We start from the raw sequence: 13,584 nt of genomic DNA on the forward strand, positions 1-13,584 counted from the left end.
CCCCGACTCATGGGGGACGCAAGGACACACGCACGGCGACGGCGCCTCGTGCCCTGGGCGGTGGTCGGGCTGTGGCTGGCCGCGCTCGTGCTCGTCGGACCGCTCGCCGGCAAGTTCGGCGAGGTCCAGCAGAACCGGGCCGTCGACTACCTGCCCGACAGCGCCGACTCCACCCAGGTGGCCCGCATCCAGGACCGGCTGCCCGGCGGCGAGTCCACCGACCTCGTGCTCGTCTACCACCGGGACGGCGGACTGAGCGCCGCAGACCGGCAGGCCGCCGCCGCACAGGTCACCGAGGTCGAGGTCGCGTACGAGCTGACGGACACCCCCCGGGGCGTCCCCTCCGCGGACGGCAGCACCCTCATGTACCCGGTCTCCAGCACCCAGCCGGGCCAGGACGAGGAGGCCCGGAACGCCTTCGTCGACGGGGTGCGCGAGATCGCCGACGGTACCGGCGGACTGAGCGTCGAGGTCGGCGGGCCCGGCGCCCTCGCCACCGACATGGGCAAGGTGTTCGAGACCATCGACGGCACCCTGCTCCTCGCCACCCTCGGCGTCGTCACCGTGCTGCTCGTACTGATCTACCGCAGCCCGTTCCTGTGGCTGGTCCCGCTCACCGTCGCGGGCGTCGCCGCCGCCCTCGCGATGGCCGCCGGATACGGCCTGCACGAACTCCTCGACGTCACCGTCACCGGCCAGAGCGGCGGCATCATGACCGTCCTCGTCCTCGGCGCCGGCACCGACTACGCGCTCCTGCTCGTCTCCCGCTACCGCGAGGAACTCCGCCGCCACGAGCGGCCGTACGACGCCATGAGCGCCGCCCTGCGCGGCTGCGGACCGGCGATCCTCGCCTCCTCCGGCACCGTCGCCGCCGGACTGCTCTGCCTGCTCGCCGCCGACCTCAACAGCAGCAGCGGCATGGGCCCGGTCGGCATGATCGGCGTACTCGCCGCACTCGTCGCCATGACCACCCTGCTTCCCGCGGTCCTCGTCCTGCTCGGCCGCCGCGTGTTCTGGCCACTGGTCCCCGCCTTCGGCAGCACTCCCAAGGCACGCCGGTCGCTGTTCGCCGCCATGGGCACCTCCGCCGCACGCCGCCCCGCCGCCGTCCTCGCGGGCGGCGGGCTCCTCCTCGGCGCCCTCGCCCTCGGCACCCTCAACCTCGGCGGCGACCTCAAACAGGAGGACTCCTTCACCGACCGGCCCGAGTCCATCACCGCGATGCGGACCCTGGCCGAGGAGTACCCCGAGCGCAGCAGCCGCCCCCTCACCGTGATGGCCCCCACCGACCGGGCGGACGCCGTCCTGGACAAGGCCCGCACCACCGAGGGGGTCGCCGACGCCACCGTCGGACGCAGCGGCGCCGGCTGGACCGAGATCTCCGTGTTCGCCACCGCCGCCCCCGAGACGGCCGGCGAGGCCCGCACCATCGAAACCCTGCGCGACACCCTCGACGACGGCCACGGCGCCCACGTCGGCGGCCTCAGCGCCCAGCAGCTCGACCTCGCCCACAGCGAGGCCCGCGACCGCAAGGTGATCGTGCCGCTGGTGCTCGCCGCCGTGTTCGTGATCCTCGTGGTCCTGCTCCGCAGCCTCGTCGCACCGCTGCTGCTGCTCGCCGCGGTCGTCGCCGTCTGGGGCGCAGCCCTCGGCATCGGCGGACTGGTCTTCGAGCCGCTGCTCGGCTTCACCGGCACCGACCCAGGACTCGGACTGCTCTCCTTCGTCTTCCTGGTCGCCCTCGGCGTCGACTACGGCATCTTCCTCCTGCACCGCATGCGCGAGGAGTCCCTGAACGGCGCCGAACCCGAGGCCGCCGCACTCACCGCCCTGCGCACCACGGGCGGCGTGATCGCCTCCGCCGGCGTCGTCCTCGCCGCGACCTTCGCCGTACTCACCACGCTGCCCCTGGTGGCGATGGTCGAACTCGGCTTCGTCATCGCGGTCGGCGTCCTCCTCGACACCTTCCTCGTCCGCACCTACCTCGTCACCACGGCGAGCGTGCTGCTGCACCGCCGGCTGTGGTGGCCCGGCAGGCTCTCCCGGGCCCCGGAGCCCGTTCCGCGCGAACGGCAGCCGGAACCGGTGCAACCGCCCGCGTACCGATGACAAGGGCGCCCCTCCCTCCCGGAGGGGCGCCCTCATCCCGGAGGATGGACCCCGTGCCCACGAAGACAGCGCAGGCGGCGGAACGCCCCCGCACAGGCGAGCGGATCATGGCCGCGGTCAACCGCGACCCCCTGACCGCCCCGCACGCCGTCCGCAACGACGCGATCCTCGCCGTGTGCACCGCCGCGCTCGCCACGGCCGTCGCGCTGCTCGTCGACCACGGCCACCGCCCCGACGCGCTCGGCTGGACGCTGCTGCTCGCCGCCCACGTACCGCTGGCGTGGCGGCGACGGCGCCCGCTGCCGGTGCTCCTGCTGGTCCTGGTACCGGTCGTGCCGTACCACGCCCTCGACAACAACCACGGCGCGCCCGTCGCCGCGACCATGGTCGTCCTCTACACGGTCGCCGCGACCGGCACACCGCGCCGCACCCTCCTCCTCGGCACCGTCGTCATCGGCACGACCCTCACCGTGAACGCCCTCACCAACCCCGACGGCTTCGTGGAGCTGTTCCGGATCATGGGATGGGTCGTCGCCGTGCTCTTCCTCGGCGTCGACGTCCGCTTCTACCGCCAGTACGTCGCCGCCATCGTCGAGCGCGCCGAGCGCGCCGAACGCACACGCGAGGAGGAGGCCCGCCGCCGGGTCACCGAGGAACGCCTGCGCATCGCCCGCGACCTGCACGACCTGCTCGCCCACAGCATCACCCTCATCGGTGTGCAGACCTCCGTCGCCGCGCACGTCCTGGCCGCCGATCCCGAGCGCCTCGACCGGGAGACCGTCGCCAAGGCCCTCGACGACATCGCCGAGACCTGCCGGACGGCCCGCGGGGAACTCCGTACGACCCTGGAGGTGCTGCGCGACAACGGCGGCCCCTCGGACACCCGCGGCCCGCTGGCCGGTCTCGACGGCGTCCCCGACCTGGTGGAGGCCGCGCGCCTCGCCGGCGCCCGCGTCGAACCGGCCGTCCGGGTGACGGGCCCCGTACCGCCCGCCGTCGGCGCCGCCGCCTACCGCCTCGTCCAGGAGGCGCTGACCAACGCGGTCCGGCACGCCGGACCCGAACCGGCGGTCCGCGTCGACCTGCGCGAGGAGGACGGCACCCTGCGCCTGTCCGTCACCGACGACGGCACCGGCCCCACCCCCGGCACCACCCCCGGCTTCGGTCTGGTCGGCATGCGGGAACGGGCCCGCAGCGTGGGTGGCACACTCGACGCCGGACCACGGGCGGGCGGCGGCTTCCAGGTGACGGCGGCCCTGCCGCTGACGCCCGCGACGACTCGGGAAGGAACAGGAACCGGATGACCATCCGCGTGCTGCTCGCCGACGACCAGACCCTCGTGCGGGAGGCCTTCGCGATGCTCGTCGAGTCGGCGCCCGACATGGAGGTCGTCGGCCAGGCCGCCACCGGCCGGCAGGCGGCGGAACTGGCCCGCACCGAACGCGCCGACCTCGTCGTCATGGACATCCGCATGCCCGACCTCGACGGCATCGAGGCGACCCGCCTGATCGCCGCCGACGACGACCTCGCGGGGGTCAAGGTCCTCGTCCTCACCACCTACGACACCGACGAGAACATCGTCGACGCGCTACGCGCCGGCGCCTCCGGCTTCCTGGTGAAGGACACCCGGCCCGCCGAACTCCTGGACGCCATCCGCACGGTCGCGGCCGGCGAGGCCCTGCTCTCACCGGGCCCCACGGCCCGGCTCATCGAACGCTTCCTGCGCAGCCCGTCCGCGCCGGTCACCGCCGGCCCCGAATGCCTCTCCGACCGTGAGCGCGAGGTGCTCGCCCTGGTCGCGCGCGGCCTGAACAACGCCGAGATCGCCGACTCGCTGGGCCTGAGCCCACTCACCGCGAAGACCCACGTCAGCCGGACCATGGGCAAACTCGGGGCGCGGGACCGGGCCCAACTCGTGATCGTGGCCTACGAGTCGGGGCTGGTGGCACCGGGGAGGCCGTGAGCCGGCCGGTTTCACAACGTGTGGTGCAGCCACCGCTGGATGGTGCTGTTGATGCTGCCCGACAGGGCGCTCAGGCTCTCGATGGCCTCACGGTCCTCGGGCCGGGGCGGGATACCGGCGGCGGTCAGGGCGGCGTGCAGCTCCAGCCGACGCCGGTCGCGCGGGTCGATTCCGGTGCCGAGCCGGTCGGCCGGGCGCGGCGGGGCCAGCAGGTAGTCGCCCTCCAGCGTGAACGCGGTCGCGGTCATGTCGGTCTCCTCACCGAGATGTGTCGGTACTGCAGGACAGGAGGCCGGCTGCGGGAGCCCCGGTTGCGCACGGGGTGAAACGTCACGCCAACGGCGTCATCGGCAGCTCATCGACTTGCAAAGAGAGAGATGCAAAGAGAGAGATGCAAAGAGTTTATTGCAAGGATCTCTTTGCAACGCTATCTTTGTATCCATGACCGAACCCAAGGACTCCCGGAATCCGAGGGTCCACAGCCTCGACGCCCGCTCACTGCGCGGTCTCGCGCACCCTCTGCGTATGCAGCTGTTGAACGTGCTGCGGCGCAACGGTCCGGCCACCGCGTCACAGCTGGCCGCGAAGCTGGGCGAGTCCAGCGGGGCCACCAGCTACCACCTGCGCCAGCTCGCCGCCCACGGCTTCGTGGAGGACGCCCCCGAGCACGGCAAGGGACGGGAGCGGTGGTGGAAGGCGGTCCACCAGGGCGTGCAATTCGACGAGACCCTGCTCAGTGACCGTGACCCCGACGTCCGCGGGGCCGCCGACCTGTTCCTGCACGAGATCGCGAACCAGCGCACACGGGAGCTCGCGACCTGGCTCGGAACCCGGGACGACTGGCCCGAGGAGTGGCGCCGCGCCTCGGACATGAGCGACTGGACGCTGCGCCTTACGCCGGAACTCGCCGACGAACTCATCCACAAGATGCACGACCTCGTGAAGAGCTACCGCGCGCAGGCTCCCGACGACAACGTCCCGGACACCGAGCAGGTCCGCGTCCACACCCACGTCTTCCCCACCCGCACGGAATGAGAGGCAGCCCCATGCACCCGGAGACCCATCTCGTCCTGCACCGAGCCCACGCCGCCGAACTCCGCGCGGAGACCGACGCGTACCGCCTCGCCGCCCCGGCCGAGCGTCCCCGACGCCTCCGCACCCGCCTAGGCTGGACCCTGGTGGACATCGGCCTGCGCCTGGCCGCCGCCCCCAGGACACTGGCACCCGTCCCCTAGCGGCAGTACACGTCCCGGGTGGGGCGGTCGCCGGTGGCGAGGAAGCGGGAGACCGTGCGGTCGCCGCACTCGTTGCCGTTGGCGAGGTAGGCGTCATGGCCGGTGGAGTTCACGGTGACCATGACCGCCCGCCGGCCGAGTGCCTCCCGCATCCGCATCGCGCCGGCGAGCGGGGTGTTGACGTCCCGCTCGTTCTGGACGAGCAGAATGTCGGACGGCCCCCGGTCGGTGATCCGCACCGGCGCCTCACGCGGCGGGTACGGCCAGGCCGCGCAGAGCATCGCGTTGCGGGGCATCCCGGCGGTGAGCGGGTACTTGGCGCGGCTCTCGGCGACGCCCTTCTCGTACAGGGCCTGCGACGTGGGCCACGACACGTCGTTGCAGAGCGTCCCGGCTCCCACGGCGGTGACGTTCTGCAGCAGCTCTTCGGGCGGCGCCTCGGGCGCGGGCGGCACGGTTCCCTGTGCAGCGGCCCGCATCAGCCTGGCGAGCGTCGGGTAGCGGCTGGGGGAGGCGAGGCTGTCCAGCATGGTCTGGCGCAGCACGTTGCCGTTCAGCTCCTCGGGATTGGCTCCGGGCCATGGGACGGGCTCGCGGTCGAGCCCGGCGGCGAGGCGCAGGAACAGCGGGCGTACGTCGGTGGCCCGGCGCGCCACGCGGTCGGGGTTGCCGGGCTTCGACGCCCATGCGGCGAAGTGCGGGAAGGTGTCCTCGACCCCCTGCTCGTGAGCTGCGAGCCAGGCGCGGTTGACACGGGTCGGGTCGGGGTTGTCGACGCTGTCCAGCACGATCCGATCGGTGCGGTGCGGGAACAACTGCGCGTACACGGCCCCGACGTACGTCCCGTACGACACTCCCCACGCGGAGATCTTCCGCTCGCCCAGCGCGGCCCGGAGGCGGTCGATGTCGCGGGCCTCGTTGGCGGTGCTGAGGTGTTTGATCAGCTCACCGCCGTTGCGTGCACAGGCGTCGGCCGTGCGCCGGGCGGTGGCCATGTTCCCGTCCACCGAGCCGTCGGGGGCGGGCCAGGGACGGATCCTGGAGGTGGCAAGGTCGCCGTACTCCAGCCCGCAGTCGACGGGGGTGGACGGGGCGAGCCCGCGCGGCGCGAACCCGATGAGGTCGTGGGTGTCACGGACCTCCTGGGGGAGCTTCTGCCCTTTCCCCGAGGGGTCGTTCAGACTCGACCCGCCCGGCCCGCCGGCGATGAGCAGCAGGACCCCGCGCCGGGCGTCCGGCTTCTCGGCGGGGATACGGGAGACGGCGAGGGAGATCTGCGGCCCGTCGGGGTCGGCGTGGTCCATGGGGACCTGGAGGGTGGCGCACTCCTGGCGGGGGCCGGCGCCGGCCGTGCCCGCGCAGGGGCCCCAGTCGAGGGACGACGTGGGTACGACAGCCTGGGCGGTCAGGGGTGGGAGCAGGGCGACGAGGAGAGCGGCGGGTACGGCGGTGAGGGCGAGGGTGCGTGTGGTTGACGGCATGCGTATGAGCTTCGCTGCGGCGCGGCCCTGCTCACATCCGGGCAACGCCCCTGTTTTTGTTGGGGTTTACCCCCTGGGAGTTGGGGTGGACGCGTGCTTCCATGTGGCCGTCGGGCCGCCCGCTTCTTTGGCAGTGTCGTGCTTCCGCGGACCGCGTCAAGGGCGCTGCGTTCCGCTGCGCTCCACTTCGCGTCGCCTTCGGCGATGGGCCTGCGGCCCACTCTTGACCCGGCCCGCTCCAGCACGGGGGAGAAGCGTGCGGGCGGCCGGAGAGGAACGGGTGGCCGGGCATGTCGGCGGTCTGCCGTCGGTTGCCAGGCCAACGGGGTTCGCGGACGCACTCGCGCCTCGCCTGCACGCCGGGTGGGCTTGGCGGCGAACGGTGAGCGGGTGGTGGGTCCGTGGTGAGGGGGAGGGAGGGGGCTGGGGGGGGTGGTGTCGAAAACCGTGAACACTTCGGGCCGAAGTGTTCACGGTTTTCGAAGGGGGTGTCCTGTGGAGGCCCTCATGTTGTGGTGTGGGTGGGGCGGCTGGGTGGGGTGGCGGGGTGATTGGAGCGTTTCTCCCGTGGCGGGGAGGCCGGACGGAGGTCAGGGGCCATGGGGAGGGGTGGAGGATTGGAGAATTGCTCCAATCTCCGTTGTTCCGCCACCGGTAAGGCGCACCCCCGCCAGCACTGCCACCGCCACCGCCACTGCCACCGCTCTTTCCCCTCCCTCACTCGGTGCTCACCACTGAGCCGGCCCGGCGTGCAGGCGAGGCGCGAGTGCGCGCCCCCGCCACCCACCGGCCGTTTGCCGCCAAGCCCACCCGGCGTGCAGGCAAGGAACAAGCGCGCTGCCCCGCCACCCACTCACCACTCGCCGCTGAGCCTGCCCGGCGTGCGTGCGGGGCGCTGGTGCGTTTGTGGACGCCGTTGGCCTGGTAGCGGACGGCAGGTCGCAGGCGTGCCCGGGCCCCCGCTTTCCTCCGGCCGCTCGCTCGCTTCTCCCCCGTGCTGGAGCGAGCCGAGTCAAGGGTGGGCCGTAGGCCCATCGGCGGAGCCGACGCGGAGTGCAGCGCAGCGGAACGCAGCGCCCTTTACTCGGGTCGCGGAAGCACGACACTGACAAAGAAGCGAGTGGCCCAACGGTGCGTGCGAACTCCGTGCAGGAAAACGCCCCGACCGGCGGTCACGCCCCGACCGGCGTCCAGTACGGTCCCTCGGTCACCTTCAGTCGCTGAAGGGATGTCAGCCGTACCGCGAACACCACGGTGGCCCCGGCGGTGACGGCGTACAGGAGGTCGACGGCGAGGTACAGCGTCACGGCGTCGCTGAGCCCGGCGAGCGAGTCGGTCATGTCGAGGCGTGCGGAAGCGTACCGGCCGAGCAGGACCGTCCCGACGAACAGGCTCCACCACAGGTTCACCGGCCACGTCGGCACCCTGCGCGATTCCCCCTCGGTCGGCAGCGGTGTGCAGGCACCCCACATGTCGACCGCGACGCGGTACGGCAGCCACAGGTTGGCCACGGGGATGAACCACGCGCCGATCGCCCACCCGGACCCCATGCGGAACCGGTCCGGCGCCAGGGGCCCGGTGCGGCGGCGCATCAGGAAGAACCAGGTGATGAAGAGCACCGCGCAGAGCAGGCTCGTGGCCACCTGGACCCGCCCCGCATTCTCGTACAGCGAGTACGCGGACTCCAGGCTCGACGTGGTCGTGGTGGTCACGTCGCCGTCGATCACCGTGCGGAGCCGGACGCCGGTGTACACGGCGAACAGGTCGCCGAGCGCGGTGGCGGCGAACGCCGCCACCACGGCGATGAGGAGGCCCTGTGGAGCGAGTGGCGGCATGTTGCCGGGCAGCGGTGGACGCGGGCTGAGCCCATCCTTGGATGTGAGCATGGCGACGGCCCCCCACGGGCGGTAGAACGGAGATCACCCGCGGAAGATCGCGCGCGGACGCACGATACGTCGGACGGCGAGCGGCCGTCCACGTCAATTCGCCTGTGGCCAGGGCCCGTCAGCGGTTGATGCCGCCTATGAACTCCGTCCAGGCGGCCGACCCGACGACGATCACCGGACCGCCGTCCACCTTGCTGTCCCGGACGGGTACGACGCCGGGGAGTCCGGCGGCGACTTCGACGCATTCCTCGCCGCCACTGCCGCCGCTGTAGCTGCTCTTGTGCCAGCAGGCGGCGCCGGGGAAGTCGTACGCGACCTCGACGCAACTGCCTCCGTTGCCGTCGCTGTACGTGCTTTTGCGCCAGTGGGCGTTGCTCAGGTCGTACTCGCGCATCGTCTGTGGTCCTTCGCGGCCGATTCGATCAGGGCCAGGGACGCTTCATGGGGCAGTGCGGCGGCCCTGAGCAGATCGTATGCCGAGCGCGTTCGCTTCACCACGGCAGGATCGTCGAGGAGATTCCCCGAATACACGGCTTCTGTATAGGCCGTTGGCGGTGCGTCGTCGAACTCCATGAGCACCACCATCCCGTTCATGAGCGCGTATGCTCCCGCCGAGTCGGGCAGCACCTGTACCACCACCGTCCGTGCCCGTACCAGCGCGGCCACATGGTCCAGCTGCTTGGCCATGACCGTCGGCCCGCCGACGGGGATGCGCAGCACGTTCTCGTGGAGGATCACCCAGTACACCGGGCGAGTGGCGTCTTTGAGGATCCGCGCCCGCTCGACCCGACCGGACACCTTCTCCTCGATGAACTCATCCGCGGCGAACGGGTTCATCGCCAGAGTGACGGCCCGCGCGTACTCCGGGGTTTGCAGTAGCCCCGGTACCAGCGCCGGCGCGAACTCGCAGATTTCCGTCGCCAGCGCTTCCAACTCCGCCGCCTTCGCGAAGTAATCCGCATACCGCCGGTCATCAATCAGCTTCCGGCACAGCCGCTCGAAAATACCGTCGGTTTGCAGCACCCCGTCAATCCGCTGCGCCACATCCAATTGTGGTTTCCGAATCGCCTGTTCGAACTGGCCGATGTAACCGCCGGACACAAAAACCCGCGCACCCAGCTCCACCTGCGTGAACCCGGCGTCCTCGCGTCGCCGCTTCAGTTCCGTGCCGAAGAACTCCCACGCCGCCTGGCGCGAACCGTTGGCCATAGCCAACCCCCTTGTACTGACCCACGCTTGTAGCGCACAGCCTCCTGCCGAGTGTAGATGTGACACGGCATTCTGTAGGCGCGAAGAGTGAAAACGGAAAAGCGAGGGGATCACCGTGGAGGCACGACACTCGGCGCTCTGCGTCGAAGAAGCGGAGGAAGTGGTGAAGGAATTGCGGGCGGCACTCGCGAAGGCCGGAATTTCCCTGCCGTCACTGGGGCTGGACCCGGTGAGTCTTGCGCGGGAGGCGCCCTGTCCGCTCATCGAACTGGGACGGTGTTCGGTGGAGACCGCGCGGCGGATCGCGGCGGCGGTGATGCGGTGAAGCCGCCCCTCGGCGCGTATGTCGTGGACACCAGGACCGAGCGGATCGGCGTCGTCATGGGGCATGAGGGACCCTACGTCCAGCTGAGACCGTACGGCGGCGGCCGGGAGTGGGATGCCGACCCCCGTGCCGTACGGCACGCCACGCCCGCCGAGCGGCTGCGCGCGGCGACGGCGTACGCCAATGCCCGGAGCCGGGGGGAGGTGCCGTGAACGTGGGCGACAATGGATGCCATGAGTCTGTTCCGCGACGACGGCATCGTGCTGCGCACCCAGAAGCTGGGTGAGGCGGACCGGATCATCACCCTGCTCACGCGCGGTCACGGACGGGTACGCGCGGTGGCGAGGGGCGTGCGCCGGACGAAGTCGAAGTTCGGTGCGCGCCTCGAACCGTTCTCGCACGTGGACGTGCAGTTCTTCTCGAAGGGGAGCGAGCTGGTCGGGCGCGGCCTGCCGTTGTGCACGCAGAGCGAGACGATCGCGCCGTACGGTGGCGGGATCGTCACCGACTACGCGCGGTACACGGCCGGAACGGCCATGCTGGAGACGGCGGAGCGGTTCACCGACCACGAGGGCGAGCCGGCGGTGCAGCAGTACCTGCTGCTGGTCGGGGCCCTGCGGACACTCGCCCGGGGCGAGCACGCGCCGCATCTCGTGCTCGACGCGTTCCTGCTGCGCTCCCTCGCCGTCAACGGGTACGCGCCCAGCTTCACCGACTGCGCGAAGTGCGGCATGCCCGGTCCGAACCGGTTCTTCTCGGTCGGGTCGGGCGGTGTCGTCTGCGCCGACTGCCGGGTGCCCGGCAGCGTCGTACCCTCGCCGCAGGCCCTGGGACTCCTCGGAGCGCTGCTTACGGGAGACTGGGAGACCGCGGACGCGTGCGAGGCGCGGTACGTCCGGGAGGGGAGCGGGCTGGTGTCCGCCTACCTGCACTGGCATCTGGAGCGCGGGCTGCGCTCGCTGAGGTACGTCGAGAAGTAAGCACGAGGAGACGAGAGACACATGGTGGTACGCGGGTTCCTGGGGCGTCAGCGCCAGGAGTACAGGACGCCGGAACCGCACCCGTCCGGCGCGCGGCCTCCGAAGCTCCCGGGGGAACTGATCCCGAAGCACGTGGCGATCGTCATGGACGGCAACGGGCGGTGGGCGAAGGAGCGGGGGCTGCCGCGTACCGAGGGGCACAAGGTCGGCGCCGAGCGGGTGCTGGACGTGCTCCAGGGCGGGATCGAGATGGGGGTCGGCGCGATCTCGCTGTACGCCTTCTCCACCGAGAACTGGAAGCGGTCGCCGGACGAGGTGCGCTTCCTGATGAACTTCAACCGGGACTTCATCCGCAAGACGCGCGACACGCTCGACGAGCTGGGGATCCGGGTGCGGTGGGTCGGGCGGATGCCCAAGCTGTGGAAGTCGGTGGCCAAGGAGCTCCAGGTCGCCCAGGAGCAGACGAAGGACAACGACCGGCTGACGCTGTACTTCTGCATGAACTACGGCGGGCGGGCGGAGATCGCGGACGCCGCACAGGCGCTCGCGGAGGACGTGCGGGCCGGGCGGCTCGACCCGTCGAAGGTCAACGAGAAGACGCTGCAGAGGTACATGTACTACCCGGACATGCCGGACGTGGACCTGTTCCTGCGGCCGAGCGGTGAGCAGCGCACCTCCAACTACCTCCTCTGGCAGAGCGCCTACGCCGAGATGGTCTTCCAGGACGTGCTCTGGCCCGACTTCGACCGCCGCGACCTGTGGCGGGCCTGCGTCGAGTACGCCTCCCGCGACCGCCGCTTCGGCGGCGCCGTCCCCAACGAGGAACTGGCCGCCATGGAGGCGGCGATGAGGGGCCGCACGGCGGAGTCCTGACGGCCGGCCGTCACCTCGGACGGGCACCCTGGAGAGCCGCGCCGACCGGCCCGCCGTCCCACTCCCTGTCAACCTCGTTGGCAGGGAGTCCTGGTGGGCTCGGGAGGCGTGAACAGGCTTGCCGGGGAAGGGAGCAGAGGGGCGCTCCGAGGAGTGACCGGGGTCTCCTGTGGTTGCCCCGGCTGCCGGCCCGGGACGGCCAAACGGCTCCGATCACCCGTGATTTGTGTGCTCCGGCAACCGTCCGAGGCCACGCCGGACGGAAACCCCCAGGTGTTTGACCGTTCATCGTTCAGCCTGGCCCGGAGCCATCTTTTGCACTCGGGGAAGAGCTGCGCAATGGTGGAAATCGAGGGTTCTTCGAGGCCCGGTCGAGGGTTCTTCGAGGCCCGGGGGACGGGACGGCAGGCCGAAGCCGAGTCCTCCCGGTGCGGATCCTCGTACCCCTTCATCATCCACGCTTGGAGGCTGTCATGGCCGTTCGCTTCACAAACGCGAGGAAGAGGAAGATGTCCAAGGGAGCCATGGCAAGCGTGTTCGCGCTGGCGCTGGCCTTCCCGGTGGCCGGGGCCACGGCAGCCTCGGCTGCCCCGACGAACCCGTTGGTGGTCCTCAGGGGCAGCGTCAACTGCTCCAGTTTCGGCCCCGCCTTCGTGCCGACCGCACTGTCGGTCGAGACGGCCCGGGCGTCCAACAGCACGGTGATCAACGCGGCTACGCCCCGGGGCACCTACTCGCAGCTGTCCCTCAACCCGGTGAGCCCGGACGCGGGCGACAGCGCGAGCGCCACGCTCACGTGCACGAGCACCGAGGACGGGCTGGAGGAGACCAAGGTGGTGAACTTCCAGCTGACTCGTCCGCCGGGCGCCACCGTCACGAGGACCCTGAACGTCCTCTGACCGGAGCGGACCGGGCTGATCGGGTTCCCGGACGGAGATGACCTCGGTGGAACGGCGTGCGCCGTGGCCGCACGGCTCACGCCCCGCCGACGTCCGACCGTCCGGGGCTCTGTCGGCACGCGACCGTCGGGCGCCTGACGCCTCCGGAGACGGAAGGCGGCGGGAGGCAGCGGGAGGCGGCGAAGGGGGCTCAGCCCTTCGCCGCCTCCGCGCAGTCCGCGCAGGTGCCGAAGATCTCGACGGTGTGGGCCACGTTGACGTAGCCGTGTTCCGCCGCGATGGCCTCCGCCCATCTCTCCACCGCCGGGCCCTCCACCTCCACCGCCTTGCCGCAGCTGCGGCAGACCAGGTGGTGGTGGTGGTCTCCGGTGGAGCAGCGGCGGTAGACGGACTCGCCGTCGGAGGTGCGCAGGACGTCGACCTCGCCGGCGTCGGCGAGGGACTGGAGGGTGCGGTAGACCGTGGTGAGCCCGACCGAGTCGCCCTTGTGCTTGAGCATGTCGTGGAGTTCCTGCGCGCTGCGGAACTCGTCGACCTCCTGAAGGCAGGCCGCCACAGCGGCACGCTGCCGGGTGGAGCGGCCCTTCACGGGCGGTCCTGCGGTCGTCACCGGATTGCCTCCTC

The 13,584-nt window shown here is 71.2% G+C and carries 16 protein-coding genes; 10 read left to right on the forward strand and 6 right to left on the reverse strand.

The window, feature by feature from the left end; all coding sequences use genetic code 11:
* Nucleotides 1–9: 9 nt before the first annotated feature.
* The 3 genes from ACF1DX_RS02525 to ACF1DX_RS02535 are packed head-to-tail and all read left to right on the forward strand — an operon-like array spanning nt 10 to nt 4,072.
* Nucleotides 10–2,109 (forward strand): MMPL family transporter, encoded by a 2,100-nt coding sequence (locus ACF1DX_RS02525; protein WP_391789388.1) that lies wholly within the window; start codon nt 10–12, stop codon nt 2,107–2,109.
* Between the two features lie 44 nt (nt 2,110–2,153).
* Entirely contained in the window at nt 2,154–3,413 is a 1,260-nt protein-coding gene (locus ACF1DX_RS02530; protein WP_391789389.1) for a sensor histidine kinase, read from the forward strand.
* Entirely contained in the window at nt 3,410–4,072 is a 663-nt protein-coding gene (locus ACF1DX_RS02535; protein ID WP_391789390.1) for a response regulator, read from the forward strand. The genes ACF1DX_RS02530 and ACF1DX_RS02535 overlap by 4 nt, the downstream gene beginning before the upstream one ends.
* An 11-nt stretch (nt 4,073–4,083) precedes the next feature.
* Here ACF1DX_RS02535 and ACF1DX_RS02540 read toward each other — a convergent pair whose 3' ends face one another.
* A complete protein-coding gene (locus tag ACF1DX_RS02540; RefSeq protein WP_344564517.1) occupies nt 4,084–4,320 on the reverse strand; it encodes a hypothetical protein in 237 nt (78 codons plus the stop codon).
* A 193-nt stretch (nt 4,321–4,513) separates the two neighbouring features.
* Between ACF1DX_RS02540 and ACF1DX_RS02545 the strand changes: the two genes are divergently transcribed.
* Nucleotides 4,514–5,107, forward strand: a complete 594-nt coding sequence (locus ACF1DX_RS02545; protein WP_391789391.1) for an ArsR/SmtB family transcription factor — start codon at nt 4,514–4,516, stop codon at nt 5,105–5,107.
* Nucleotides 5,108–5,118: 11 nt separating this feature from the next.
* A complete protein-coding gene (locus ACF1DX_RS02550; protein ID WP_391789392.1) occupies nt 5,119–5,307 on the forward strand; it encodes a hypothetical protein in 189 nt (62 codons plus the stop codon).
* Here ACF1DX_RS02550 and ACF1DX_RS02555 read toward each other — a convergent pair.
* The 4 genes from ACF1DX_RS02555 to ACF1DX_RS02570 form a co-directional block, all read right to left on the reverse strand.
* Complete coding sequence (locus tag ACF1DX_RS02555; RefSeq protein WP_391789393.1) at nt 5,304–6,788, reverse strand: alpha/beta hydrolase; 1,485 nt, start codon at nt 6,786–6,788, stop codon at nt 5,304–5,306. The two genes, ACF1DX_RS02550 and ACF1DX_RS02555, sit on opposite strands and share 4 nt — an antisense overlap.
* A 1,172-nt stretch (nt 6,789–7,960) precedes the next feature.
* Nucleotides 7,961–8,674 carry a DUF4328 domain-containing protein gene (locus ACF1DX_RS02560; protein WP_391789394.1) on the reverse strand — a complete coding sequence of 238 codons (714 nt, stop codon included), beginning with the start codon at nt 8,672–8,674 and terminating at the stop codon, nt 7,961–7,963.
* A gap of 118 nt (nt 8,675–8,792) precedes the next feature.
* Nucleotides 8,793–9,068: a DUF397 domain-containing protein gene (locus ACF1DX_RS02565; protein ID WP_391789395.1), complete on the reverse strand. Its 276-nt coding sequence runs from the start codon at nt 9,066–9,068 to the stop codon at nt 8,793–8,795.
* Nucleotides 9,050–9,883 carry a helix-turn-helix domain-containing protein gene (locus ACF1DX_RS02570; RefSeq protein ID WP_391789396.1) on the reverse strand — a complete coding sequence of 278 codons (834 nt, stop codon included), beginning with the start codon at nt 9,881–9,883 and terminating at the stop codon, nt 9,050–9,052. Before ACF1DX_RS02570 ends, ACF1DX_RS02565 begins: the two co-directional genes overlap by 19 nt.
* A gap of 115 nt (nt 9,884–9,998) precedes the next feature.
* Between ACF1DX_RS02570 and ACF1DX_RS02575 the strand changes: the two genes are divergently transcribed.
* The 5 genes from ACF1DX_RS02575 to ACF1DX_RS02595 all read left to right on the forward strand — a co-directional run bounded on the left by ACF1DX_RS02575 (nt 9,999) and on the right by ACF1DX_RS02595 (nt 12,960).
* Nucleotides 9,999–10,208, forward strand: a complete 210-nt coding sequence (locus ACF1DX_RS02575) for a hypothetical protein (protein WP_391789397.1) — start codon at nt 9,999–10,001, stop codon at nt 10,206–10,208.
* Nucleotides 10,205–10,420 carry a hypothetical protein gene (locus ACF1DX_RS02580; RefSeq protein WP_391789398.1) on the forward strand — a complete coding sequence of 72 codons (216 nt, stop codon included), beginning with the start codon at nt 10,205–10,207 and terminating at the stop codon, nt 10,418–10,420. Before ACF1DX_RS02575 ends, ACF1DX_RS02580 begins: the two co-directional genes overlap by 4 nt.
* A gap of 21 nt (nt 10,421–10,441) precedes the next feature.
* Complete coding sequence (recO, locus tag ACF1DX_RS02585; protein WP_030858341.1) at nt 10,442–11,188, forward strand: DNA repair protein RecO; 747 nt, start codon at nt 10,442–10,444, stop codon at nt 11,186–11,188.
* Between the two features lie 21 nt (nt 11,189–11,209).
* Entirely contained in the window at nt 11,210–12,061 is an 852-nt protein-coding gene (locus ACF1DX_RS02590; RefSeq protein ID WP_391789399.1) for an isoprenyl transferase, read from the forward strand.
* Nucleotides 12,062–12,570: 509 nt separating this feature from the next.
* Nucleotides 12,571–12,960 carry a hypothetical protein gene (locus ACF1DX_RS02595; protein ID WP_391789400.1) on the forward strand — a complete coding sequence of 130 codons (390 nt, stop codon included), beginning with the start codon at nt 12,571–12,573 and terminating at the stop codon, nt 12,958–12,960.
* A gap of 190 nt (nt 12,961–13,150) precedes the next feature.
* Here ACF1DX_RS02595 and ACF1DX_RS02600 read toward each other — a convergent pair whose 3' ends face one another.
* Complete coding sequence (locus ACF1DX_RS02600; protein WP_391789401.1) at nt 13,151–13,570, reverse strand: Fur family transcriptional regulator; 420 nt, start codon at nt 13,568–13,570, stop codon at nt 13,151–13,153.
* Nucleotides 13,571–13,584 lie beyond the last annotated feature (14 nt).

Source organism: Streptomyces sp. NPDC014676 (assembly GCF_043084105.1).
GTDB lineage: Bacteria > Actinomycetota > Actinomycetes > Streptomycetales > Streptomycetaceae > Streptomyces.

What these genes read in the sequence shown, in the direction of transcription:
- ACF1DX_RS02525 (WP_391789388.1), top strand. Translation starts at nt 10, where the DNA reads ATGGGGGACGCAAGGACACACGCACGGCGACGGCGCCTCGTGCCCTGG.
- ACF1DX_RS02530 (WP_391789389.1), top strand. Translation starts at nt 2,154, where the DNA reads ATGGACCCCGTGCCCACGAAGACAGCGCAGGCGGCGGAACGCCCCCGC.
- ACF1DX_RS02535 (WP_391789390.1), top strand. Translation starts at nt 3,410, where the DNA reads ATGACCATCCGCGTGCTGCTCGCCGACGACCAGACCCTCGTGCGGGAG.
- ACF1DX_RS02540 (WP_344564517.1), bottom strand. Translation starts at nt 4,320, where the DNA reads ATGACCGCGACCGCGTTCACGCTGGAGGGCGACTACCTGCTGGCCCCG.
- ACF1DX_RS02545 (WP_391789391.1), top strand. Translation starts at nt 4,514, where the DNA reads ATGACCGAACCCAAGGACTCCCGGAATCCGAGGGTCCACAGCCTCGAC.
- ACF1DX_RS02550 (WP_391789392.1), top strand. Translation starts at nt 5,119, where the DNA reads ATGCACCCGGAGACCCATCTCGTCCTGCACCGAGCCCACGCCGCCGAA.
- ACF1DX_RS02555 (WP_391789393.1), bottom strand. Translation starts at nt 6,788, where the DNA reads ATGCCGTCAACCACACGCACCCTCGCCCTCACCGCCGTACCCGCCGCT.
- ACF1DX_RS02560 (WP_391789394.1), bottom strand. Translation starts at nt 8,674, where the DNA reads ATGCTCACATCCAAGGATGGGCTCAGCCCGCGTCCACCGCTGCCCGGC.
- ACF1DX_RS02565 (WP_391789395.1), bottom strand. Translation starts at nt 9,068, where the DNA reads ATGCGCGAGTACGACCTGAGCAACGCCCACTGGCGCAAAAGCACGTAC.
- ACF1DX_RS02570 (WP_391789396.1), bottom strand. Translation starts at nt 9,883, where the DNA reads ATGGCCAACGGTTCGCGCCAGGCGGCGTGGGAGTTCTTCGGCACGGAA.
- recO (WP_030858341.1), top strand. Translation starts at nt 10,442, where the DNA reads ATGAGTCTGTTCCGCGACGACGGCATCGTGCTGCGCACCCAGAAGCTG.
- ACF1DX_RS02590 (WP_391789399.1), top strand. Translation starts at nt 11,210, where the DNA reads ATGGTGGTACGCGGGTTCCTGGGGCGTCAGCGCCAGGAGTACAGGACG.
- ACF1DX_RS02595 (WP_391789400.1), top strand. Translation starts at nt 12,571, where the DNA reads ATGTCCAAGGGAGCCATGGCAAGCGTGTTCGCGCTGGCGCTGGCCTTC.